The sequence below is a fragment of the [Zimmermannella] alba NBRC 15616 genome (genome assembly GCF_001570905.1).
In the GTDB taxonomy this organism is placed as follows: Bacteria; Actinomycetota; Actinomycetes; order Actinomycetales; family Microbacteriaceae; genus Pseudoclavibacter; species Pseudoclavibacter albus.
Map to the genome: position 1 here is coordinate 198,920 of NZ_BCSO01000002.1, position 22,155 is coordinate 221,074.

The following is a 22,155-nucleotide window of genomic DNA, read 5'->3' on the forward strand; positions in this document are numbered from 1 at the left end:
TTCGTCTCCGGGTCACGCGGGTGTGTCGTGGGGATGGGGAGTTCTTTGCCTTGCGCTGCAGCTCGTTCCATGTTTCGGTCCTTGTTTACACAATGCTTTCCCAGATCAGAGGTGTTTTCTCGGCTGCCTGGATGAGGTGCTGTCCGGATCTTCCGCGGATCGAAGTGGTGTGGGGAGGGGATGGGTACTCCTCCCCATTGAGTACCCGCAATGCCGTTCCTACAGTGGAAGCGTTCCTACAGGGAGTGGGACGCCAAAACCAGAGCAAGGAAAGGTGTGCATCATGGGTGGTAACGGCATGAAGGGTATGGACATTGAGCGCGGCCGCGAGGTCTCGCAGCAGATTCAGGTCCGCATGGACATGATCGACGACGACATCCAGAAGCTCAACGACATCAAGTCGGCTCTTCAGGAGAACTGGGCCGGTCAGGACCAGGTTGAGATGGACGGCAAGCTCGACGAGGCTATCCAGCTCTACGAGGCTGTGAAGTCGGCTCTCGAGGCGAAGAAGACCGAGCTCGACAAGGACATCGACGAGCAGGAGCAGACCTCGGCCCAGTAAGTTTGGCCGCGTCTCGACGCTCGCAAAGCGGGTGCGGAACCATCGGGTTCCGCACCCGCTCTCGTTGTGTCGGGCAGCGATCGTTGACCTGCTGGCTCGGGCGGTCAGCGTCTCCGATGAGGTGGCAGTGGGTTCTACAGCGCCTGAGTCGAATCACCGCCGGCGGTCGACTGGGGTGTTGACGTGGATGCCGTCGAAGTGTGCGTGGTGAGCCTGGTGCGGGCGTGCATCACCTCACTTGCCGCACCCGAGATGTCATTCCACGTCAGAAGTCGAATCAGAGGGGAGAAGTCCCCATGATTGGGTACCGTTGAGTCCTCACTTGAGTAGTAAAAAATATCGCGGTGATCAGGGGATTTACTGCGTCCCTCAGTGTGGGGGAAGAGGTGGGGAGGGGATGGGTACTCCTCCCCATTGAGTACCCGCAATGCCGTTCCTACAGTGGAAGCGTTCCTACAGGGAGTGGGACGCAGAAACACACGACATAGCAAAGGTGGCATCATGGCATTCACGCACGGTATGAACATCGACGAGGTTACGGCTCAGAAGGACGCCGTCGACCAGGTCGAGGACGGCACCACGCAGTCGCGCGGCGACGCCAACGACATGATCATCGAGTTCGTTGAGTCGGCTTGGTGGGGCGAGGACGCAGACCAGTACCAGCAGGACTGGATGGACACGGTTGACAAGGCCTACGAGGCTGCCACGCAGTGCCTCTCGGAAGACATCTCGCCGGAGCTCCTCCGCAACATCAACGAGCAGGAAGAGACCTCGGCTCGCTAGTTCTTGCGAACGCGAACGCGGAGTCGTTCCGTGAGGAGCGGCTCCGCGTTGGTGTCTCCGGAAGACGAGTTGTAGGTAGCGCGACAAGAGGGAAGGGTCCACAATGTTCGGAATGTCGGGTGGCGACCCGGTAGACATGATGCGTGTTGCTGGCGTGATCGACATGCAGCGCGGCGAAGTTGAGACCGCACGCGACCAGCTTCAGGAAAAGGTTGACTCGCTCATTCCAGACATCTGGAACGGGCCGGACGCCGACAAGTTTGTTGAAGAGTTCGCTTCGGAGATCCGTCCGAAGTTCGACAGCGTCATCCAGGAAATGGAGCAGGCTGCGATCGAGCTCCGCGAGCAGGCTGCACAGCAGGCTGCTACCTCGCTCATCTAATTCGCGAGGCAAACGCAAGGGGCGGTGGGATGACCCACCGCCCCTTGCACTTGCCTGTGAATACCGCTCGGGTCGTTCTAGGCCAGCTCACTCACTTAGGATGCATTCGTGGCAAACGCAGGATTCATCGAGCCCCCGCCCGGATTGTTCGGCCCGTCGACGTCGACTCCTCGAGAGCGCTCGCCGCAGATTGCCCCGCTGCCAGCTGCGGCCCCGGATGACGCCGCACCAGCGGGAGCCCACGCGGCACCTGCCGAATCGGCGTCGACGCCGTCCTTCCCGGAACCGCCGCGGAACGAGCCGCCTGCTCCCGCACCCCAGTCGGCGACGCAGCAGCCAGTAGCCGCGCCAGCACCCCCGCCGATGCCGACGGGGCATGAGGCGCCCGCAAAGCCGGAGCCTCCCCGCCCGCGCGTTGACTCCGCCTCCGGGTACTCCTCGCTGCCCGCACAGGCAGCACCGGCTGCTCCCGCCGCGCCGCGGGCTGAGCCGATCCCGAACTCGAGCATTCCGCTCTCGAACCATGTCGCCGATGGCACCGTGCCGCTTCGCTACGACGCGTCGAACGGTGGACTCCCGCCTTTCCCGCGCTTTGCCGATGTCGAGCTGCCGAACGCGCCGGCCATGCCAGTCACTCGTGCGGCGCAGCCCACGCCCGCGCTGCAGCAGGCAGCCCTTGTCTTGGCTCTGCCGGATGGGGAACGCATCCCTGTGACCGGTGCCATGGTGCTCGGCCGCAACCCCGCACAAGAGCAGTTCCCCGGCGAAATCGTCCGCGCCCTGCAAGACCCGACCCGTACGATGTCGAAGACGCACGCTCGCGTCGTCGCCGTCGACGGCGTGGTCAAGGTCGACGACCTGAACTCCACGAACGGCGTTGCCGTGCTTCCTGGCGGATCCCTCGAGCAGGCGCGCGCCGTGGATCCGGGTACGCCCCTCGCTGCGCAGCCGGGCGACATCATCCAGCTCGGCGAGTATCCGATCGTGGTCGAAGCCACGAACTAGCGCCAAGACCTCTCTCAGGAGCCTCCTGCTAAGGTGCTGAGCATGTTCTCGCTCCGACTTCTTCGTCGCCGCGACGGGATTTAGCCTCAGGCGCTCCCCGTCGCGGAGGCCACTGCGTGCCTGAACCATCGACGATGCAATGGAGCCCACTGATGAACACGCACACCCACACTGCGACGAACACGCCTCGAACCCTCGCCGAAAAGGTCTGGGCAGACCACATTGTCCGCCGCGGCGAAGACGGTGCACCCGACCTCATCTACATTGACCTGCACATCATGCACGAGGTCACGAGCCCGCAGGCCTTCGACGGCCTGCGCCAGGCAGAGCGCCCCGTCCGGCGGCCGGATCTGGCGATCGCCACCGAGGATCACAACACCCCGACCGTGAACATCCTCAAGCCGATCGAAGACGCCACGAGCCGCCTGCAGATCGACACGCTGCGCCAGAACGCCAAGGAGTTCGGCATCCGCCTTCACTCGCTCGGTGACACCGAACAGGGCATCGTGCACATTGTCGGCCCGCAGCTCGGCCTCACCATGCCCGGCATCACGGTGGTGTGCGGTGACTCGCACACCTCCACGCACGGTGCCTTCGGTGCGATGGCGTTCGGTATCGGCACGAGCGAGGTGGAGCATGTCCTCGCCACGCAGACACTGCCACTCAAGCCCTTCAAGACGATGGCCGTCAATGTCGAGGGGGAGCTGCGCCCGGGCGTCACGGCGAAGGACATCATCCTGGCCGTCATTGCAAAGATCGGCACGGGTGGCGGCGCGGGGTACGTCCTCGAATACCGCGGCTCTGCCATCCGCTCGCTCTCAATGGAGGGCCGGATGACGATCTGCAACATGTCGATCGAGGCGGGTGCCCGAGCCGGCATGGTCGCTCCGGACGAGACCACCTTCGAGTATCTCGAGGGCCGCCCGCACGCGCCTCAGGGCGCCGATTGGGATGAGGCTGTCGCTTACTGGAAGACGCTCCCCACCGATGAGGGCGCCACCTTCGACGCAGAAGTCTTCATTGACGCGAACGAGCTCGAGCCATTCGTGACCTGGGGCACAAACCCGGGTCAGGGTGTGAGCCTCAACGAATGTGTGCCGAACCCTGCCGAGATGACGGATGCCACCGACCGTCAGGCGGCCAAACGCGCCCTCGAATACATGGATCTCGCACCGGGTACGCCGATGAAGGACATCCCCGTGGATGCCGTGTTCATGGGCTCGTGCACGAACGCTCGTCTCGAAGACCTCCGCACCTTCGCGAGCGTCATTAAGGGGCGGACGAAGGCACCGGGCGTGCGCGTCATGGTCGTGCCGGGCTCTGCCCGCGTTCGCCTCGAGGCAGAAGCCGAGGGCCTCGACAAGATCATCACCGACTTCGGCGCCGAGTGGCGCTTTGCGGGCTGCTCGATGTGCCTCGGCATGAACCCCGACCAGCTCTCGCCTGGCGAGCGCTGCGCCTCCACCTCGAACCGAAACTTTGAAGGACGCCAGGGTAAGGGCGGCCGGACCCATCTCGTCTCGCCGCTCGTCGCCGCCGCAACCGCCGTCCGCGGCACCCTCTCAACCCCGGCAGACCTTGACTCGGTCAACGACGACACGAAGGAGACGAAGTAATGGAACCGCTCACGAAGATCGAGGGTGTCGCCGTCCCGCTGAACCGCTCGAACATCGACACCGACCAGATCATCCCGGCCGTCTACCTCAAGCGTGTCGTGAAGACCGGCTACGAGGATGCCCTCTTCGCTGGCTGGCGCGGCGATGAAGACTTCATCCTCAACCGCCCCGAATACGCGAACCCGAAGGTGCTCGTCGCGGGCCCCGATTTCGGCACCGGCTCGAGCCGCGAACACGCGGTGTGGGCGCTGCGGGACTTCGGCTTCCGCGTCATCCTCTCCGCCCGTTTTGGTGAGATTTTCCGCGGCAACGCGGGCAAGCAGGGCCTCCTCGCCGCTCAGCTCGCCGAAACCGACGCGGAACGCCTCATGGATACGCTCCTCGCGAACCCCGGCATGAGCGTGTCGGTCGATCTGGAGCGCCGCGAGATGACCGCGGGCGCGCTCGTGTTGCCCTTCGACGTGGACGACTACACGCGGTGGCGCCTCATGGAGGGTCTCGACGATATTGCCCTCACGCTTCGTAACGAGTCAGACATCTTGGAGTTTGAATCCCGCCGTCCGGGGTGGATGCCGCGTACGCTTCCTTTGCAGCGCTAACGCGCTTTCAACGGAAGGATTCCCCCTCAGATGAACTCGCTCACGCAGGATGCTGCCCTTCACGGCAGCGCCGTTGGCCTGACCGCAGACACGATCACGTTCCGTGGTGGTCAACCGCTGAAGGGGCGCATCGAGGTTCGTGGTGCCAAGAACCTCGTCACCAAGGCGATGGTCGCGGCGCTGCTGGGCGAGACGCCGAGCTTGCTCAAGGCCGTCCCGAACATCTCGGACGTGCGTGTTGTCTCGGGGCTCCTTGAGATTCACGGCGTGCGGATCAAGCGCGACGATGCTTCCGGTGATCTTCACCTCGACCCGTCGAACGTTGAATCGGCTCACATGGCCGAGATCAACGCGCACGCAGGATCCAGCCGCATCCCGATTCTCTTCTGTGGCCCGCTGCTGCACCGCCTGGGTGAGGCGTTCATTCCGGACCTCGGCGGCTGCCGCATCGGTGACCGTCCGATTGACTTCCACCTTGAGGTGCTGCGCAACTTCGGTGCGGTCATCGAGAAGCTGCCCGACGGCATCCGCATGAGCGCCCCCGACGGCCTCTCGGGTGCCAAGATTCAGCTGCCCTACCCCTCGGTGGGCGCCACTGAGCAGGTGCTCCTCACGGCGGTTCGCGCAACTGGTCGCACCGAGCTGCGCAACGCCGCGATCGAGCCCGAGATCATGGACCTCATCAACATCCTGCAGAAGATGGGCGCCTCGATCTCGGTTGACGCGGACCGCGTCATTCGCATTGAGGGTGTCGACCGTCTCGAGGGGTACCGCCACCGCGCGATCTTCGACCGCAACGAGGCCGCGAGCTGGGCATCCGCCGCGCTCGTCACGAAGGGTGACATCTTCGTGGCCGGTGCACGTCAGGCTGAAATGCTCACCTTCCTCAACGTGTTCCGCAAGGTCGGTGGCGCGTTCGAGATTGAAGAGGACGGCATCCGCTTCTACCACCCCGGCGGCGACCTCAAGCCGGTCGTCATCGAAACCGATGTGCACCCGGGCTTCATGACCGACTGGCAGCAGCCGCTCGTCGTGGCGCTCACGCAAGCGCACGGTGTGTCGATCGTGCACGAAACCGTGTATGAGCAGCGCTTTGGCTTCGTGGACGCGCTCGTCGACATGGGTGCGACCGTGCAGCTCCACCGCGAATGCCTCGGCTCGGAGCACTGCCGATTCGGTCAGCGCAACTTCCTCCACTCGGCCGTCATTTCCGGCCCGACGAAGCTTCACGGTGCCGACATTGAGGTGCCCGACCTGCGCGGTGGCTTCAGCCACCTCATCGCAGCACTCGCAGCGGATGGCGTCTCGCGCGTCTCGAACGTGGGCATCATCGCCCGCGGCTACGAGAACTTCATCCAGAAGCTCCACGACCTCGGAGCCGACTTCACGGTTGAAAGCTAGTGAGCGAGGAACAGACGAAGCGCACGAAGCCGCGCGGCTCGGGTGAGCGCAGCAAGCCGAGCATTTTTTGGCTCATCTACCTCATGGTGGCGCCGCTGTTCTCGATCCTGTTCAAGTACGAGATTCGTGGCAAGCTTCCGCAGAACGGGCCCTTCGTGCTCGCCGGAAACCACCTGTCCGAGCTCGACCCGGTCGTGATCGGTTACGGCGTGTGGAGGATGGGGCGCATCCCGCGCTTCATGGCGAAGGACTCGCTCTTCCGCGTCCCGGTGCTCAAGTGGCTACTCAACGCTTCCGGCCAGATTCCGGTCAAGCGTGGCCGCGGCGGCGGCGAAGCTGTTGAGGCTGCCGAGCGTCTCATGGAGACCGGTGGCGGCGTCATCATCTACCCCGAGGGCACGCTCACGCGGGAACCACAGCTGTGGCCGATGCGCGGCAAGTCGGGTGCGGTTCGCCTCGCGGCAGCCCATAACATCCCGCTCGTGCCCTTCGCGCACTGGGGGACGCAAGCGGTCTACGGTCGCTACGCGAAGCGTCCGACGCTCCGCTTCCGCACGCCGATCGTTATCAACGTTGGCGAGCCGATGGATCTTGGCGAGCTTGAGCTCGACGCGAAGGACCGTCATATCGTGCAGGAGGCATCCGACCGCCTGATGGAGCGGATCGTCGAACTCCAGGCCGAGCTTCGTCCGGGGGAGACCCCGCCCGAGGAGCTCTACATCCACCACGTCGCCAAGCTTGAGCCGACTGCTGAGCAGAAGGAGCAGACCGAGCAGGCGACGCAGACTGAGTCGACTGAGCGCCATGACTGAGCCCGGAACAGAGCGGATCGCCGTTATCGGCGGCGGCAACTGGGGCACCACCTTCGCCAAGGTTGTCGTCGACGGTGGTCGCCCGGTGACGCTGTGGGCTCGCCGCTTTGAACAGGCCGTCGAGATCAACGACGCGCACCGCAACACGCAGTATCTGCCCGGCATCGACCTGCCGCTCGGGCTCACCGCGAACCACGAGCTCGAACCTGTCGTGATCGGCGCGGATGTGCTCTTCCTCTCGGTGCCCGCGCAGGCGGCGCGTGAACGTCTCGAAGAGATGCGGTCGATGCTCAAGGAGGATGCGATCCTCGTGAGCCTCATGAAGGGTGTTGAGCGCTCGACCGGTCTTCGCATGAGCGAAGTGATTGCCGAAGTCTCGGGGATCCCGATGGAGCGCATCGCTGTGGCCTCGGGGCCGAATATTGCCATGGAGATCGCGCGCGAGGAACCGACCGCGATCGTCGTCGCGTCCGAGTCCCGTGAGACCGCCGACCGTGTTGCCCGCATCGCGCGCAATAGCTACCTGCGTTCCTTTGTGAACACGGATGTCGTCGGCACCGAATACGGCGGCGTCCTGAAGAACCTCATCGCGATTGCCGTCGGCATCGTGGATGGCGTCGGCTACGGGGAAAACACGAAGGCTGCCGTCATGACGCGCGGTCTCGCCGAGATCACGCAGTTCGCGCTCACGATGGGCGCGGAAGCGAGCACGATGATGGGCCTGGCGGGACTCGGCGACCTCATTGCGACGTGCGAGTCCCCGCTTTCCCGAAACTTTACGGCGGGGCGACTGCTCGGCCAGGGCTACGTCTTCGAAGATGTGGTGCAGCAAATGGAGCAGACCGCCGAAGGTTTGCGCTCGGTGCGTCCCGTGCTTGATCACGCGGAAGCACAGGGGATTGACATGCCGATCGCTCGGCAGATCGATGCTGTGCTGCATGGACGAATGAAGCCCGCTGATCTTGCGCCGCACTTGGCGACAGACGACGACACCCCTCGAGGAGAGTGACATGAACCAGCCCGCCACCCAGCGCACCCGCGTCATGGTCGTGTTTGGAGGTCGCTCGAGTGAACATTCGATCTCGTGCGCGACGGCGGGCGGTGTCCTCGGCGCGATCGACCGCGACCGCTACGAGGTCATCCCGGTCGGTATCACGCGTGACGGCGCGTGGGTGCTTGAGGCGGACGACCCGGAGGGTTTCCAGCTCAACCCTGAGTCGTTGCCAGAGATCGTCGACAACGGCACGCGGATTATGCTCCCGGACACAGTGAACAGCCGTGAAGTGTTCGTCGACGAGAACGGTGCGCGTCGCTCGCTCGGCGTCATCGACATGGTGTTCCCGATCCTCCACGGCCCCTTCGGCGAAGACGGCACGGTGCAGGGCATGCTCGACCTCGTGGGGCTGCCCTACGTGGGATCGTCGGTGTTCGCTGCTTCGGCGGGGATGGACAAGCACTACACGAAGCTCATCCTCAAGCACGCTGGCATCAAGGTTGCTGACGGCGTCACGATCACGGAGCGTCGCTGGATGCACGAGCCGGAGCAAGTTCGTGCCGAGCTCATCGACGCTGTCGGTTTCCCGATGTTCGTGAAGCCTGCACGTGCAGGCTCCTCGGTCGGCGTCTCGAAGGTGCATGACGCCTCCGAGATTGACGAGGCGCTCCGTGTCGCTTTCCTCGAGGACGACCACCTGCTCGTGGAGAAGGCCGTCATTGGTCGTGAAGTCGAGATCGCGATCCTCGAGTCCATGCCGGGCGAGCGTCCGCGTGCATCTGTTGCCGGTGAGATCAAGCTTTCGGGTGCCGAGTTCTACGACTTCGCCGCGAAGTACCTCAATGGTCCCGGCGTCGAGCTTGAATGCCCGGCAGCACTCATGGATGCGGAGCTCGCCGAAATGCAGGAGCTTGGCATCCGCGCCTTCGAGGCGCTCGGCGCGGCAGGCCTTTCGCGCGTGGACTTCTTCCTCACCGAGGACGGCTTCGTCATCAACGAGGTGAACACGATGCCCGGCTTCACGCCGATCTCGATGTTCCCGAAGTGCTGGCAGGCCTCGGGCCTCAGCTACCCCGAGCTCATCACCGAGCTGCTCGAGGTCGCCCTCGCACACGACCGTGAGCAGCTCGCCCGCCGCGAGCGCAGCCTCGCCGCGCGATAGGGCGTGGCGGCTCGTTAGCCGCTGTTCACCCGCGCCCCGCACCATAGTCCCTTAGCTTCAAGCAAGGGAATGCCGTGGGAGGCAGGCACATGGGCAAGAACGCTCGCGATCACGGGAGGGAGAGCACCGATACGGGGGAGACCCCGCTTCCGATGCTGTTTCCGCGCGGTGAAGGCGCGGTGTCGAGCTCGCGCAACACGGGCCAGGCGCTCGTCATCCACCCGAGCGGCGTGCTCGCCGTGATGGCGCTCCTGCTGGCGCTTGCCGGCGCAGGGATGAGCATTGTGTACGGCCGGGCGCTCATGCTCTTCGCGATCATTGGCTGGGTGCTCGCGGGGCCGCTCGCGGCCGTGCTCATCGTCGTCTCCCGGCGCATCAACCTCACGCGCTCCGCCTCGGCTCGCTTCGTGCCCTCGCGCGTGGCCGACCGTCTCCACGTGATTGCGCTCATCGCCATGTTCCTCGCCACGATCGCGTGCGCGATCATTCTCGGACCCTGGGTGGCGCGGTGGTAGGCGTGTTTGGGATGTTTGGTACTCGCCTTCGCCGGATGCTGGCGGCGCTCATGGTCGCTATTGCCGCGTGCGCTGGCGTTCTCGTGCCGTTCTCAGCGTCGGTGGCACCGGCAGCTGCGGTCCCGATGATGTCGCCCACGGAGGCTGCCGCCGTCCTGCCCGCGCCGCAGTATTCCGGCCTTGGTGCCCAGACTCCCGCGCAGCGATTTGGCTCGTGTCTTGCCGGTGGCGGCGAGGCAGACCTGCTGCTGCTCGTGGACGAGTCGACCTCGCTCGGCGTCACTGACCCGGACGGTGCCCGTGTGGCGAGTGCAGGGTTCTTCCTCGAATCGCTCGCGCACAGTGCCGAGAAATCGAAGCTCCCGCTCGACGTGTCGATCGCAACGTTTGGGCACGAGGTGACGACGATTCGCCCATGGACCCGCCTCGACTCGACGAGCCTCGGCGATCTGTCGGCGGATGTGCAGGAGCTCAAGAACCGCACCCAGGGCATTGATACCGACTATTGGCTCGCGTTCGATGGCGCGCGCAAGATGTTCGATGAGCGTCAGGCCGCCACCCCCGACACAGAACGCTGCCGCGGTATCGTGCTTTTCTCCGACGGCAAGCTCTCGCTCGAACCGCGCGGTGGTGTCACAAAGCCTTACGCTCCGGGCCTCGACATGGGGAGCCCGGGCGCGGTGGAGCAGGCCACGAAGCTTGCTCAGGATGACCTCTGCCGAGCAGGCGGTGTGGCCGATCAGTTCGGCTCGAGCAACACGGCGCTGTTCGGCATCGGTCTCGCGCCAGCGGGAACGCCCAAGACCGAGTTTGACCTCCTCGAAGCGATCATGACGGGCAAGGGTTCGGCCGGCACGACCTGCGGGACGACGAGCCGCGGGCCGCGAGGTGAGTTCACGACGGCCGCCGACATGGACGAAATGCTCTTCGCCTTCGACGCGATCTCGAACCCCGGCAAGCCTCCGCTGCAGCAGAGCTCCGACGTGTGCCCGAGCGGTTTCTGCGACGACAAGGCGCACGGCTTCGTGCTCGACACGGCAACGCCCGAGGTGCGCATCCTTGCGACCGTGACGTCCCCGGGACTGTCGGCAGAGCTCAAGCTCCCCGACGGCACAGGCATCCCCATCCCGGCAAAGCCCGCCGGGCAGGCGATCTCCTTCGAAAAGTATGGGATGACGGGTACCGCAGTGTGGCGATCCCCACGCACCGTCTCCATCGAGTTCGCGAAGGACAAGATGGAGCTCGCGCTCTGGCAGGGCTACTGGCGCTTCGCCTTCGTCGGCGGGAACGGCACCTCGAAGTCGAATGTGCACCTCTCGGGGAGTCTCAAGCCCGCGTGGGACACCCGCAGCGAAGCGGTGCTCCGCGCAGGCGAATCCCTCGCAGGCCAAGTGTTCTCGATCGCGCGGGCGGGTGGTGACCGTTTCGACCCGAAACAGTTCCTCGGCTCGATGGAGTACTCGGGCACGATCATTGACGGCAAGGGGGCCGAGCATCCCATCTTTGCGACGAGTGATCTTGCGGATGTCGGAAGGGGGCACCGCATCGACCTCTCCGAGGCCGCGGTTGGTGACGGCGAACTCGTGCTGCGCCTCGACATGACGACTGCTTCAGCCCAACGTCCCGACGGGACGAAGGTGCAGGGCACCCGCCTTGAACCCTCACTTGTCATGATCCCGGTGAAGATCCTTGCTCCGGCGAGCTACCCGGAGCTCGGGACGGTGACGATCGAACCGGGTGACGCGCAACAGGGACTCAAGGGCTCGATCCCAATGAAGGGCGAAGGCTGCGCCTGGATTCCGAGCGGCACCGAGGTCGACATCACATCCGGCCCGGCTGGCCTTGGCAGGCTCCTCGTGTCGAGCTCGGCGACCGGACCGGATCACTGCGTGAGCGGCGGTGAGGCGCGGCTTGGGTTCGAGATCCGCAGTGAATACCCGGCGACCGGCGCCCTGAGCGGCACGATCCCTGTCTCGATCGGTGCCGCGGACGGTTCCGGTGACGAGATTGTCGTGCCGGTGGAGTTCACGGCTCAGACCCACAAGCCCGTGGAAGGGTGGCCGCTCTGGATTGGCACGGCGGCGGCCCTGCTCATCGGCCTGCTCGTCCCGATCGCGATCCTCATGGCCGGTGGCGTTTGGAATGCTCGCGTCCCCGCCAAGCCCTTCGCGATGCTGCGCACGCGTGTGCGCTTCGATGACGGCACCCTTCGCCGAGATGGCGCGCCCCTCAAGATTCACGAGCACGAAGCACAGGATGCTGTGCCGGGTTCGCACCAGGGCGTCCGGTTCATTCGGCTCGGCGACGCAACGATTCGTTCGCGCGCCTCACGGATGCCCGGGATGCCCGGATTCTCGCGCGTGGAGACCGCGCAGGGGGTCCGCGCCGTGCCCGCGAAGCTGCCCGCCGCACTGCAGGGGCAGTTCCTCCTCATCGTGCGCCCCGAGTTCGGTCCGGGCGAAGCGGATCTTGTCGTCTTCCCGCGCGCAGGTGCGAAAGAGGCACGGCTTGCGACGCTTGTCGAACACATTACTGAGGCCACACCGACGCTCCTCGAGGCGCTCGAGACAGCGACGAACCGCACACAGTCAGCCCAAGACGCGAAGGGGGCAATCGTCCCAGCCGCGGAGCGCAAGGAATCGATCGAGGTGTGGAACACGAGCTCCTCGGCGGCGTCGAGTGTGTGGAACACGGCGAAGCCGCAGTCGCAGCCGACGCCGCAGCCTCCTGCCGCGGCGACCTCACCGGTGAAGGAGTCTGCGCGAAGCCCGTGGCGCACGGGGGCGCACACCGCAGCCCCCGCCGCGCCGCCAGCAGCTCCCTCGACGGGCGAGCCCGCCGCAACCCAGGGCCCCTGGAAGCAAGCAACTGGATGGCCGGGGACGACGCAGCAGCCCGCGAGGCAACAGCGTCCCGAGGCTCCTTCGGCAGCGCCGGGCACGAACGACCGCCCGGACGCGCCGCACATCCCGGGATGGAACGTGCCGCCGAAGAACGGACGCTAGGGCGTCGGGGTTGGCGTCGGCGTCGCGTTCTGGAGCTCTTCCGCGCCGACGCAGCCGTCCGTCGCAGTGATCTTCGTCACGGCATCCGAGATGTCGGTGAGTGCCGTCGTGCCCGAGACACCGGCCTCCGGCGAACCGTCGATCATGACCTCGACCGCGGGGGTGCGGCCGTAGGTGGTGAAGCGGTACATGGGAGCTTCGCTGTCGTCGCGAATCCAGTCCACGCCGTTCACGCTCACGCAGCCGTCAGAGCTCGGGGGAGGCGTGTCGACACCGCAGCGGTAGAGGATGCGAGCCGGGTTCCCCCAGGCGCTCGTGGCCTGCGCATTCGTGCCGCGCTTGGGGAGCCCCGCCACGTCATCCGGCAGTGCGAGCGTCACGTAAGCGCACTCAACAGCCTGCGCAGTCGGGGCGGGCTTCATCGGCACCGTCTGGCATCCAGCCAGGGCAAGCCCCAGCACACTCGCACCAGTGAGGGTGAGGGCGGAACGGCGGAGCGTGCGGGCGGTGAACATCGCTCCCAGGATAGCGTTGAGGCATGCCATCCACAGGGACCACCGTCGCCCAGCTCGGGGAGCGGGGCTTGCTCACACGCGTCCTCGCGAACATCCCGGCATCCCGGGATGCGGAGCTTGGCGCGGGAGATGACGCTGCGGTGCTCCACGCACCCGATGGCAGGGTCGTCATCACCGTCGACACGATGAACGAGGGACCCGATTTTCGTCGCGACTGGTCGAGCGGTGAAGATCTCGGGCGAAAAGCCATCGCCTCGAACCTGGCCGATATCGCGGCTATGGGTGCACGCCCGACCGGGCTCGTCATCGCACTGGCCCTCCCGGGCTCGCTCCCGGTTGCCTGGGTTGAAGAGTTCGCGCGCGGCCTGAGCTGTGCCCTCGACGAGTGCGCGCCCGGTGTCGGCATCGTCGGGGGAGACCTCGCGACCGCCGAGCGCATCCAGATCTCGGTGACTGCCTTCGGCGATCTCGAGGGGCGCGCTCCCCTCGTCCGGAGCGGTGCTCGCTCGGGCGACGTCATCGCGCTCGCGGGGGATGCCGGTCGATCCGCAGCGGGCCTCGCCCTCCTCGCCGCCTACGCGAACGACGAACCGCTCGAGCAGCTCCGCGAATCCTACGGCCCGGGTGGCGCGGCACTCGTGGCCGCACAGCTGCGCCCGGTCGCGCCCATCGCGGCAGGCCCGGCCGCGGCCCGTGCCGCTGCGAGCGCCATGATGGACGTCTCCGACGGTCTCCTCCTCGACGCACACCGCATGGCGGAGGCGAGCAACGTCACGATGCGCTTTGAGCGGGCGCTCCTCGAACCCTTCGCCGAGCGGCTTGCCCGCGAGCTTTCCGAATCTCCTGGCCTGCCGGACGATCCGCTCGAGCTGGTGCTCCGCGGGGGAGAAGATCATGCACTGCTCGCGACGTTCCCCGTCGACGTCGTGCTGCCCGAGGCATTCACCCGCATCGGCGAGGTGCTGCCGCCCGAGCCATCTCGGCTCCTCCTCGACGACGAGGGGCGGGAACCCATCGGCTGGGATCCCTTCTCGAACTAGCTCGCCGCATCCTCCTCGGAGGCAAGCTCGAGGTAGTGGAGCGCGGTCTCGCCGTAGAGCTTCGTGCGCTCAAGCCGGAACGCTGCCGGAAGCTCCGGCAGCGGGTCGCGGGAGGAGCGCTCGAGTACGACGATCGCCCACGGCTCGAGCTTGTCGGCGAGCGCCGCGAGCAACGCGGTGACCTCCGCACCTGGGACGTCGTACGGCGGGTCAATGAAGACGAGCCCGAGCCCCGGTGTGAGCCCCGCGACCGCCTGCAGGGCGCTCCGGGACTCGACGGTGCAGCGGATCTGGCGCGGCTTCACGGCATCCTCCACCGCACGGGCGTGCCGCTGAATGAGCGAGGCAACCTTCGGCGCTTTCTCGACAAAGTGCGCCGAGACGGCACCGCGCGAGAGCGCCTCGAAGCCGAGCGCGCCGGTGCCCGCATAGAGATCAAGGACCTCGACACCGTCGATGACGTTCATCGACTCGAGGGTCGAGAACAGCGCCTCGCGGACACGATCCGAGGTGGGGCGCGTGCCGCTCTTCGGCACCGTCAAGAGCACGCCACGAGCGTCGCCAGCAATGATCCGCGTCATGCCAGCAGCCTACGGGGATGCGTCGACGAATCTCGCGCTCACCGGGCGTTCGGCTCACTCATGGGAGACTTTCTGGTCGGAGGTATCCACATGACCGAGCAATTCCCCCACACGGCCACCGCCTCGACGGCGCCCGGTGCGAGCCTGCCCGCACACGCTGCTGTCCAGCTCGACGTGGCCGCCGCACGCGAGCGCATCGACCGTGTGCGCGCGAACATTGCCCAGGTGATTGAAGGTAAGGACGAGCAGATTCGCCTCGCCCTCGTGGTCCTCCTCGGCGAAGGCCACCTCCTCGTTGAAGACGTGCCTGGCGTCGGCAAGACCGTCCTCGCGAAGTCGCTGGCCGCCTCCATCGACGCGAGCGTCAATCGCATCCAGTTCACGCCCGACCTCCTTCCCTCCGACGTCACGGGTGTCGCCATCTACGACCAGAACGCCCGGAAGTTTGAGTTCCAGGCGGGCCCCGTCTTCGCCAACATCGTCATCGGTGACGAAATCAACCGCGCCTCGCCAAAGACCCAGTCGGCCTTCCTCGAGTGCATGGAAGAACACCAGGTCTCGGTGGACGGCGTGACGCACGCCCTCCCGAACCCCTTCACCGTGTTCGCCACCCAGAACCCCTCCGAGATGGAAGGCACCTACGCCCTCCCAGAGGCCCAGCGCGACCGCTTCATGGCCCGGATGTCGATGGGCTACCCGAGTCTCGCCGCCGAACTCAAGATGGTCGAGCGCCGCGACCAGGGCGACCCTGTCACGCAGCTGCGCCCGGTGGTGAGCTCAGCCGAAGTGCGGGCCATGATCCAGGTCGCGCGCAGCGTTTACCTCGCTCCGGTGCTGCAGCGCTACATTGTCGAGCTTGCCCGCGCGACCCGCGAACACGACGATATTCGCGTCGGTGTGAGCCCTCGCGCAACCCTCCACCTGCTCCGGGCAGTGAAGGCGAACGCGCTCATTGAGGGCCGCGATTTCGTCATCCCGGACGACATCACGTCGCTCGCGCGAGCCGTGTTCGCGCACCGTCTCGTCCTCAACTCGCGCAGCGTCCGTGGCGCCATCGGGACCGCCGAGGCTGCCCGCGTCATGGACCAGATCGTTCAGCAGATCCCGACGCCCACGAGCGCCTAGGCGAGCATGACCACTCGCACGATGGCCCGCCGATTGCGGCCCACTCGACGAGCCTGGGGGCTCCTCGTCGTGGGGCTCATGAGCGTGCTCATCGCCTACCTCATCGGGCGGCAGATGCTGCTGCTCGTGGGGCTCTTCCTCATCGGACTGCCGCTGCTCGCGCTCGCCCTTCGTGCCGTGTTCCGACCCAAGATCGAGCTGGAACGCACTGTCTTCCCGCGCACGATCGCGGTTGGTGACCGCCTTCGCGTGGTCGAAGAACTGCAGAACCGGGCCTTCATCTCGCTCGAACCTGTCTCCTACTTCGACCTCACCCCGGGAGCCCGCCGCTCCGCGGTCGGTGGTGTGCTGCCCAGCATCGCCGGACGTTGGCATCCCAACGCGAACAAACGTCGCCGTCGCATCGCCTTCAGCCTCGACTCGCTCCGCCGAGGCGTCCACGATGTGGGGCCTCTCTACCTCGACAACGTCGACGCACTCGGTCTCACCCGACGCGTCATTGAAATTGGCGAGCCCGTTACTGTTCAAGTCTGGCCGCGCCTGCACCCGCTCGACGAACTCGAGCTGCCGGCGATCCGCAGTGGCGGTGAAGTCGAGACGGGCATCGCGCTCGCGGGAGACTCGGATGACGTCCTCACCCGTGAATACCGCCACGGCGACCCGATGCGTCGCATCCACTGGCGAGCCACCGCTCGAAGCGGCGAACTGCGTGTGCGGCAGGAAGAACACCACGCAGAAGTGTCGTCGATCGTCATCCTTGACACGGCGCCGAACCCGGAGGCTCCCGCGCGCGTGGAAGACGCGACGCTCTTCGACATCATGGATGCTGCGGGCGATGACTCACAGGCCCCCATTGACCACGCCCTCGAGCAGGCGGTCTCGATCGCGGCAAGCCTCGTCGCGCATCTGCACGCGCGCGGCTACGAGACGGAACTCCTGCACACGCACGAGTGGGAGACCGAGCGCGAGGGGAGCGCGTCCTTTCGAACTGCGGCGGAGGATCCGATCGAGCCGGTCATGCACCACTTCATGGGCGTGCAGCCCGCGGATGCAGCATCCGGTGCCGAGCCGCTGCTGGACGAGATCCAATCGCGGGCCGCCCGCATCGGCAAGGCGCCCGTGTTCGTCGTGCACCGTGCGATGGATGCCGAACACACGGCGCAGCTGAGTCGCCTTGGCGCGCAGGCCACCCCGGGCGTGCTCATCCTCGTCGCTGAGGGGCCGATCAGCCTGCCGCTGCAGCCCTTCCTCGATGAAGGATGGGAAGTCCTCCTCGTGCACGCACGCGCCCGAAACCCGTGGGCCTCGATGACGCGCTACCCGGGCGCGCGGACAGCTGCCAAGCGCCGCGCGAGCGCGACCACGGTACGCACCGGATCCCACACGGCACGAGGTGATCTCCGATGAGCCGCCACACGAAGACGCCCGCCACGCGAACGCGGATTGCGGACGATATGGAAGCACGCGGCTCATGGATGGTGGAGCTCTCCGCCGGCCTCGTCATCGGGGCTGCGCTCGTCGTCATCCGCCCCGTGCTCAGCGGTGACGCCTGGTTCGCGCCGGGCATCGGTCTCCTCGTCGCGGTGCTCGCCGTGGCCGCGCTCGTACGCAGCATCACCGCTTCGTCGCTCACTGCGACGCTCACGGCGCTCGGTGCCGGGTTCGTGGGCCTGTGGATCGTGTCCTCCCTCGACGGCGGGGCCGGGTCACCACTCGACTGGGGGAATGCCCTCGCCGCGGCGGGCGCGCAGCTGCTCTCGGACACGCCACCGCTGCGCGAAACACCCGGCACGAGACTCATCCTCCACAGCCTCATCGTGGTGGTCGCGACGCTCGTCGACCTCCTGGCGCTCGGCGCAGTGCTCGGCACGGCAGCCCTCGCACCGGTGCTGCTCGTGTTGGCGGTGCCGCTGGTTGCCAGCGCGAGTGGTCCCGTCCCGCCGATCGACGCAGCGCCGCTCGTTGTCCTGAGCGTCGCGCTCGCGTTCTACCTCGTCACGACACAGATGTGGCGTCGAAGGATCGCGGATGCGGCCCTCGCTGACGAAGGCTTCCTCGTGGACGGGCGCGGCGTTGCCGGCTTTGGCGGTGCGATCGCGCTCACCGCAGCGGCCATCGTCGCGGGTCTCGTCGGCGTGCAGCTGCTGCCCGCCCCGAGCGGACTGCCGATGTTCCGGCAAGAGGGCCCGAGCTCGCTCTCCTCAAACCGTGTGAATCCGATCATCGACCTGGGTGACGATCTGCGCCGACCCACCCCGGTCAACGTCTTCCAGTACGCGACGACCACCACGAGCGGCGAGCTGCCGTACTTCTCACTCGTGACGCTCGGGGATCTTCCCGATGACGCGAGCGAATGGCGCCCGCGCGAGCCTGACCCGGCCACCGCCATCACGGTGCAGAGCGGCCAGGAACTCCCTCGCGACGCGCAGCTTGACCCGGGCGCGGCACCAGCCACCGTGACGACGGGCCTTGTCATTCAGCGCGGTACGAGCGCATACCTCCCGATCCCCGGCAATCCCCGCGTCATCGACGGGCTTCACGGTGAGTACCTTCTCGATGCTGCGAGCGGTGACACGCACGAGATGAATGGTGACGCTCCCTCGCAGGTGCTTGAGGTGCGCTCGGAACTCCCGCTCGGCAGCCCGACACTGGCGAGCGGCGCAGCCCTCGAGGTGCCGCCGGAGCTTGCCACCTACACCACGCTTCCCGAGAGCCCTGAACTCGAGGCCATCCAGGCCGCGCTTGACGGCGCGACGACCCCGGGCGCGAACCCCTACGAGCGTGCCCTCGAGATGCAGCAGTGGCTCGCGAACAGCGGCGAGTTCCGGTACTCCCTGACAGCGCCCGTTTCCTCGGAATACGATGGTTCAAACCTTGCCGGTATCGCTACCTTCCTCGACGCAAAGTCCGGATACTGCGTGCACTTCGCCTCGACCATGGCGGTGAGCGCGCGCCTGCTCGGCATCCCGAGCCGCATCGTCGTCGGCTTTACGCCCGGTGAACGGGCGGGCGAGAACAGCGAAGGCCAGACGCTCTACCAGGTCTCGAGCAAGGACTTCCACGCCTGGGCTGAGCTCTACGTCCCGCACATGGGCTGGGTGCCCTACGAGGCGACCCCCGCCGACGGCGTGGGCACGCTCACCGCGACCGACCCGAACGCTCCCGAGGAATCGCCCGCACCGACCGTCACGCAGACCGTGACCGCGACGCCCACGCCGAGTGAGGTGCCCGCGGGCTCGCCGACGCCGGACGCGACTGAGGTCGGCGACAGCGAGGGTGCGGCTGCTCCCGCACCGGCAGAGAAGGCTGCGCCTGCCGCGTTGCCGATGCCGGTCATCCTCACCCTGGTCGGCATCGTCCTCGCACTCGCGCTGCTCGTCGCGTTGCCTGGCATCCGCCGAGCGATGCGTCTCCGACGCCTGCGTGCGCTCGTCCTGGGTGATGCACACGATGAGGCGATGACACCCGGTAAGGCCGCGTGGCGAGCCGTGACCGATCGCGCGAGCGAGCTGCAGCTGGAGACGCGGCTTGAACGCGTGACGCCCGCGCTCGCCTCAGCACGGCTCCAAGAACTCCTCGAGGAACACCCAGTCGCGCAGGCCGCGCTCGAACGCCTGCAGCAGCTCACCGAGCGTGCCCGCTTTGCCCGCCCTGAACAGCGAACCGAGGGCGCGGGGGAGGCAGCCTGGGCAGATGTCGAATGCGTTCGCACGGCGCTCGCTGAGATCGCAGGCCCGCAGGCCGCCCGACGTGCCATGCTCATGCCGCCGAACACGGAGGGCCCACGTCTCCGGCAACGTCTTCGCCGGAGTTGGCGCAGGATGCAGCGGAGACGACGCCGATGAACGCATCCGCCAGCGTGCTCGACGCCCCGCTCTCGACGTTCCTCGGGGAACGGGCCGCGGAATCCTTTGCGAAGAGCTTCGGCATCACAACCATCGACGAGCTCCTCTGGCACACGCCACGCCGTTACGCGAAGCGCGGGGAACTCACCGCCCTCGACGAGCTCCCCGTCGGCGACCACGTCTCGATCGTCGCCGAAGTACGCAAGGTGACCGAGCGGCGGATGCGATCCCGCGGCGGCTCGCTCCTTGAAGCGACGATCACTGATGGTCGCGGCTACATCACGCTCACCTTCTTCAACCAGGCCTGGCGCTCCCGCGAGCTCCAGCCCGGTGTGCGCGGCATCTTCTCCGGCAAGGTAGGCCGATACAAGGGCCTCGCGCAGCTCGCCCACCCCGACTACGAGCTCTTTGATGAGCTCGAATTGGATGCGAGCGATGCGCGCGCAAAGCGGTGGGCGGATGAACTCATCCCCATTTACCCCGCTTCGAAGCGCCTGCAGAGCTGGCAGGTGCAGGAGGCCGTGAAGCTCGTCCTCGGCGAGGTCACGGACATCCCCGATCCGGTGCCGGTGGAGCTGCGTCGTTCGAACGGTCAGCTCACCCTCGACGAGGCCTTTCGCCGCATCCACCAGCCGGTCCGCTTCTCCGACGTTGCCGCCGCGAAGGAGGCCCTCAGAGCAACCGAGGCCTTCGTGTTCCAGACCGCGCTCCTCGAGCAGCGGCAGCTCCTGCGTCAGAACGCCGCCTTCCCGAGGCGTCGCCGCGGTGGGGGAGTGCTCGACCAGTTCGACGCGAGCCTGCCGTTCGAGCTCACGAACGATCAGCGCACGACCGGTGAGGTGATCGCCCGCGAGCTTGCCCAGGATGAAGCCATGCAGCGACTCGTGCAGGGCGAGGTCGGATCGGGCAAGACGCTCGTCGCGATCCGAGCCATGCTGCAAACCGCGGAAGACGGCGGCCAATCCGCGCTGCTCGCGCCGACCGAGGTGCTTGCCGCACAGCACTACCGTTCAGTCATCGAATCCCTCGGGCCAGAGCTCTGCACGAAGCTCCTGCCGACACTCCTCACCGGCTCCCTCCCCACAAGCGAGCGACGTCGGGCGCTCCTTCGCATTGCCTCGGGCGACGCCAAACTCGTCATCGGCACCCACGCGCTCCTCGGTGAGAAGGTGAGCTTCGCAGACCTCGGGCTCGTCATCGTCGACGAACAACATCGCTTCGGCGTCGAACAGCGTGAGGCGCTGCGTCAGCGCGCAGGGCACCCGCCGCACCTCCTCGTGCTCACCGCGACGCCCATCCCGCGCACGGTCGCCATGACTGTGTTTGGTGACCTCGACGTCTCGACGATCGCCGAGCTTCCGGGCGGCCGCCAGGGCATCGAGAGCTTCGTGGTCGCCGCGGCAGAGCGACCGCACTGGTTGGAGCGCGCGTGGGATCGCGTCGTGGAAGAGCTCGATGCTGGACGGCAAGCCTTCGTCGTGTGCTCCGCGATCTCCCGCGACGAGTCAGAAACGGACGCTGAACCGGAACTGCCGACCGAGCAGGATGAGGCAGCGCCGCTCCCGCCACCAGCCACCGTCGAAGACACCGTGGAACTCCTCCGTGCGATGCCGCGATTCGCGGGCAAGTGCATCGAAGCCGTCCACGGCAAGCTCTCCGCCGACGAGAAGGACGAGCGGATGCGGGCCTTCGCCGCGGGCCGCATCGACGTCATCGTCGCCACCACCGTCATCGAGGTGGGCGTCAACGTGCCGAACGCGAGCGTCATGATCGTGCTCGACGCCGACCGTTTCGGTGTCTCCCAGCTCCACCAGCTGCGCGGACGCGTCGGCCGCGGCAGCCATCCGGGCCTGTGTCTGCTCGTCACGAACGCGCTCCCGGACACTCCCGCGCGCGAACGCGTCGAAGCGGTCGCGAGCACGCTCGACGGGTTCCTCCTCGCCGAAGAAGATCTTCGCCTCCGCAAGGAAGGCAATGTCCTCGGCGCCGCGCAATCTGGTGGTGCCAGTTCGCTTCGCATCCTGCGCGTCGTGGATGACGCAGAGACCATCATCGAGGCACGGGCCCGCGCCGCCGAGGTGCTCGAAGGTGACCCGACGCTCGAGAACCACCCCGAACTCCGCTCCGCCATCAACCGTGTGAGCTCGAGCGAGCGAGCCTTCCTCGGTGCCTCCTGACGGCCACTCGTGAGTCTCATCGTCACGTATCCTTGA

The 22,155-nt window shown here is 66.5% G+C and carries 19 protein-coding genes; 17 read left to right on the forward strand and 2 right to left on the reverse strand.

Annotated elements, in window-relative coordinates:
• Positions 1–283: 283 nt before the first annotated feature.
• The 12 genes from ZAL01S_RS03485 to ZAL01S_RS03540 all read left to right on the forward strand — a co-directional run bounded on the left by ZAL01S_RS03485 (position 284) and on the right by ZAL01S_RS03540 (position 12,836).
• Positions 284–562, forward strand: a complete 279-nt coding sequence (locus ZAL01S_RS03485; RefSeq protein ID WP_066079790.1) for a hypothetical protein — start codon at positions 284–286, stop codon at positions 560–562.
• 501 nt (positions 563–1,063) lie between these two features.
• Positions 1,064–1,345: a hypothetical protein gene (locus tag ZAL01S_RS03490; RefSeq protein WP_066079793.1), complete on the forward strand. Its 282-nt coding sequence runs from the start codon at positions 1,064–1,066 to the stop codon at positions 1,343–1,345.
• Positions 1,346–1,448: 103 nt separating this feature from the next.
• Entirely contained in the window at positions 1,449–1,727 is a 279-nt protein-coding gene (locus tag ZAL01S_RS03495) for a WXG100 family type VII secretion target (protein ID WP_066079795.1), read from the forward strand.
• A 108-nt stretch (positions 1,728–1,835) separates the two neighbouring features.
• On the forward strand, positions 1,836–2,732 hold the full coding sequence (locus ZAL01S_RS03500) for an FHA domain-containing protein (protein WP_159421567.1): 897 nt from the start codon (positions 1,836–1,838) through the stop codon (positions 2,730–2,732).
• A gap of 152 nt (positions 2,733–2,884) precedes the next feature.
• Positions 2,885–4,348, forward strand: coding sequence for a 3-isopropylmalate dehydratase large subunit (gene leuC / locus ZAL01S_RS03505; protein WP_066079801.1), 1,464 nt, complete (start codon positions 2,885–2,887; stop codon positions 4,346–4,348).
• Positions 4,348–4,947 carry a 3-isopropylmalate dehydratase small subunit gene (leuD, locus tag ZAL01S_RS03510; RefSeq protein WP_066079804.1) on the forward strand — a complete coding sequence of 200 codons (600 nt, stop codon included), beginning with the start codon at positions 4,348–4,350 and terminating at the stop codon, positions 4,945–4,947. Before leuC ends, leuD begins: the two co-directional genes overlap by 1 nt.
• A 30-nt stretch (positions 4,948–4,977) precedes the next feature.
• Positions 4,978–6,348: a UDP-N-acetylglucosamine 1-carboxyvinyltransferase gene (murA, locus tag ZAL01S_RS03515; RefSeq protein ID WP_066079809.1), complete on the forward strand. Its 1,371-nt coding sequence runs from the start codon at positions 4,978–4,980 to the stop codon at positions 6,346–6,348.
• Positions 6,348–7,160 (forward strand): lysophospholipid acyltransferase family protein, encoded by an 813-nt coding sequence (locus ZAL01S_RS03520; protein WP_244875316.1) that lies wholly within the window; start codon positions 6,348–6,350, stop codon positions 7,158–7,160. The genes murA and ZAL01S_RS03520 overlap by 1 nt, the downstream gene beginning before the upstream one ends.
• The gene (locus tag ZAL01S_RS03525; protein ID WP_066079812.1) at positions 7,153–8,169 is read left to right on the forward strand and encodes an NAD(P)H-dependent glycerol-3-phosphate dehydrogenase; all 1,017 of its coding nucleotides are present in this window, start codon (positions 7,153–7,155) and stop codon (positions 8,167–8,169) included. Before ZAL01S_RS03520 ends, ZAL01S_RS03525 begins: the two co-directional genes overlap by 8 nt.
• A gap of 1 nt (position 8,170) precedes the next feature.
• Entirely contained in the window at positions 8,171–9,316 is a 1,146-nt protein-coding gene (locus ZAL01S_RS03530) for a D-alanine--D-alanine ligase family protein (protein WP_066079815.1), read from the forward strand.
• An 89-nt stretch (positions 9,317–9,405) separates the two neighbouring features.
• Positions 9,406–9,831: a hypothetical protein gene (locus tag ZAL01S_RS03535; RefSeq protein ID WP_066079818.1), complete on the forward strand. Its 426-nt coding sequence runs from the start codon at positions 9,406–9,408 to the stop codon at positions 9,829–9,831.
• A gap of 11 nt (positions 9,832–9,842) precedes the next feature.
• Positions 9,843–12,836 (forward strand): vWA domain-containing protein, encoded by a 2,994-nt coding sequence (locus tag ZAL01S_RS03540; RefSeq protein WP_066079820.1) that lies wholly within the window; start codon positions 9,843–9,845, stop codon positions 12,834–12,836.
• On the opposite strand, the gene ZAL01S_RS03545 is transcribed toward ZAL01S_RS03540, so the two are convergent.
• Positions 12,833–13,351 (reverse strand): DUF3515 domain-containing protein, encoded by a 519-nt coding sequence (locus ZAL01S_RS03545; protein WP_066079822.1) that lies wholly within the window; start codon positions 13,349–13,351, stop codon positions 12,833–12,835. The two genes, ZAL01S_RS03540 and ZAL01S_RS03545, sit on opposite strands and share 4 nt — an antisense overlap.
• A 23-nt stretch (positions 13,352–13,374) precedes the next feature.
• On the opposite strand from ZAL01S_RS03545, the gene ZAL01S_RS03550 reads away from it, so the two are divergent.
• The gene (locus ZAL01S_RS03550) at positions 13,375–14,391 is read left to right on the forward strand and encodes a thiamine-phosphate kinase (RefSeq protein WP_066079825.1); all 1,017 of its coding nucleotides are present in this window, start codon (positions 13,375–13,377) and stop codon (positions 14,389–14,391) included.
• Here the strand turns inward: ZAL01S_RS03550 and rsmD are convergent.
• A complete protein-coding gene (gene rsmD / locus ZAL01S_RS03555; RefSeq protein WP_066079828.1) occupies positions 14,388–14,972 on the reverse strand; it encodes a 16S rRNA (guanine(966)-N(2))-methyltransferase RsmD in 585 nt (194 codons plus the stop codon). The genes ZAL01S_RS03550 and rsmD overlap by 4 nt on opposite strands.
• Before the next feature lie 90 nt (positions 14,973–15,062).
• Between rsmD and ZAL01S_RS03560 the strand changes: the two genes are divergently transcribed.
• The 4 genes from ZAL01S_RS03560 to ZAL01S_RS03575 are packed head-to-tail and all read left to right on the forward strand — an operon-like array spanning position 15,063 to position 22,119.
• Positions 15,063–16,097 carry an AAA family ATPase gene (locus ZAL01S_RS03560; RefSeq protein WP_083523030.1) on the forward strand — a complete coding sequence of 345 codons (1,035 nt, stop codon included), beginning with the start codon at positions 15,063–15,065 and terminating at the stop codon, positions 16,095–16,097.
• Positions 16,098–16,103: 6 nt separating this feature from the next.
• The gene (locus ZAL01S_RS03565; protein WP_083523021.1) at positions 16,104–17,504 is read left to right on the forward strand and encodes a DUF58 domain-containing protein; all 1,401 of its coding nucleotides are present in this window, start codon (positions 16,104–16,106) and stop codon (positions 17,502–17,504) included.
• Entirely contained in the window at positions 17,501–19,942 is a 2,442-nt protein-coding gene (locus ZAL01S_RS03570; RefSeq protein ID WP_066079833.1) for a transglutaminase family protein, read from the forward strand. The genes ZAL01S_RS03565 and ZAL01S_RS03570 overlap by 4 nt, the downstream gene beginning before the upstream one ends.
• Entirely contained in the window at positions 19,939–22,119 is a 2,181-nt protein-coding gene (locus ZAL01S_RS03575; RefSeq protein ID WP_066079836.1) for an ATP-dependent DNA helicase RecG, read from the forward strand. Before ZAL01S_RS03570 ends, ZAL01S_RS03575 begins: the two co-directional genes overlap by 4 nt.
• Positions 22,120–22,155: the final 36 nt, after the last annotated feature.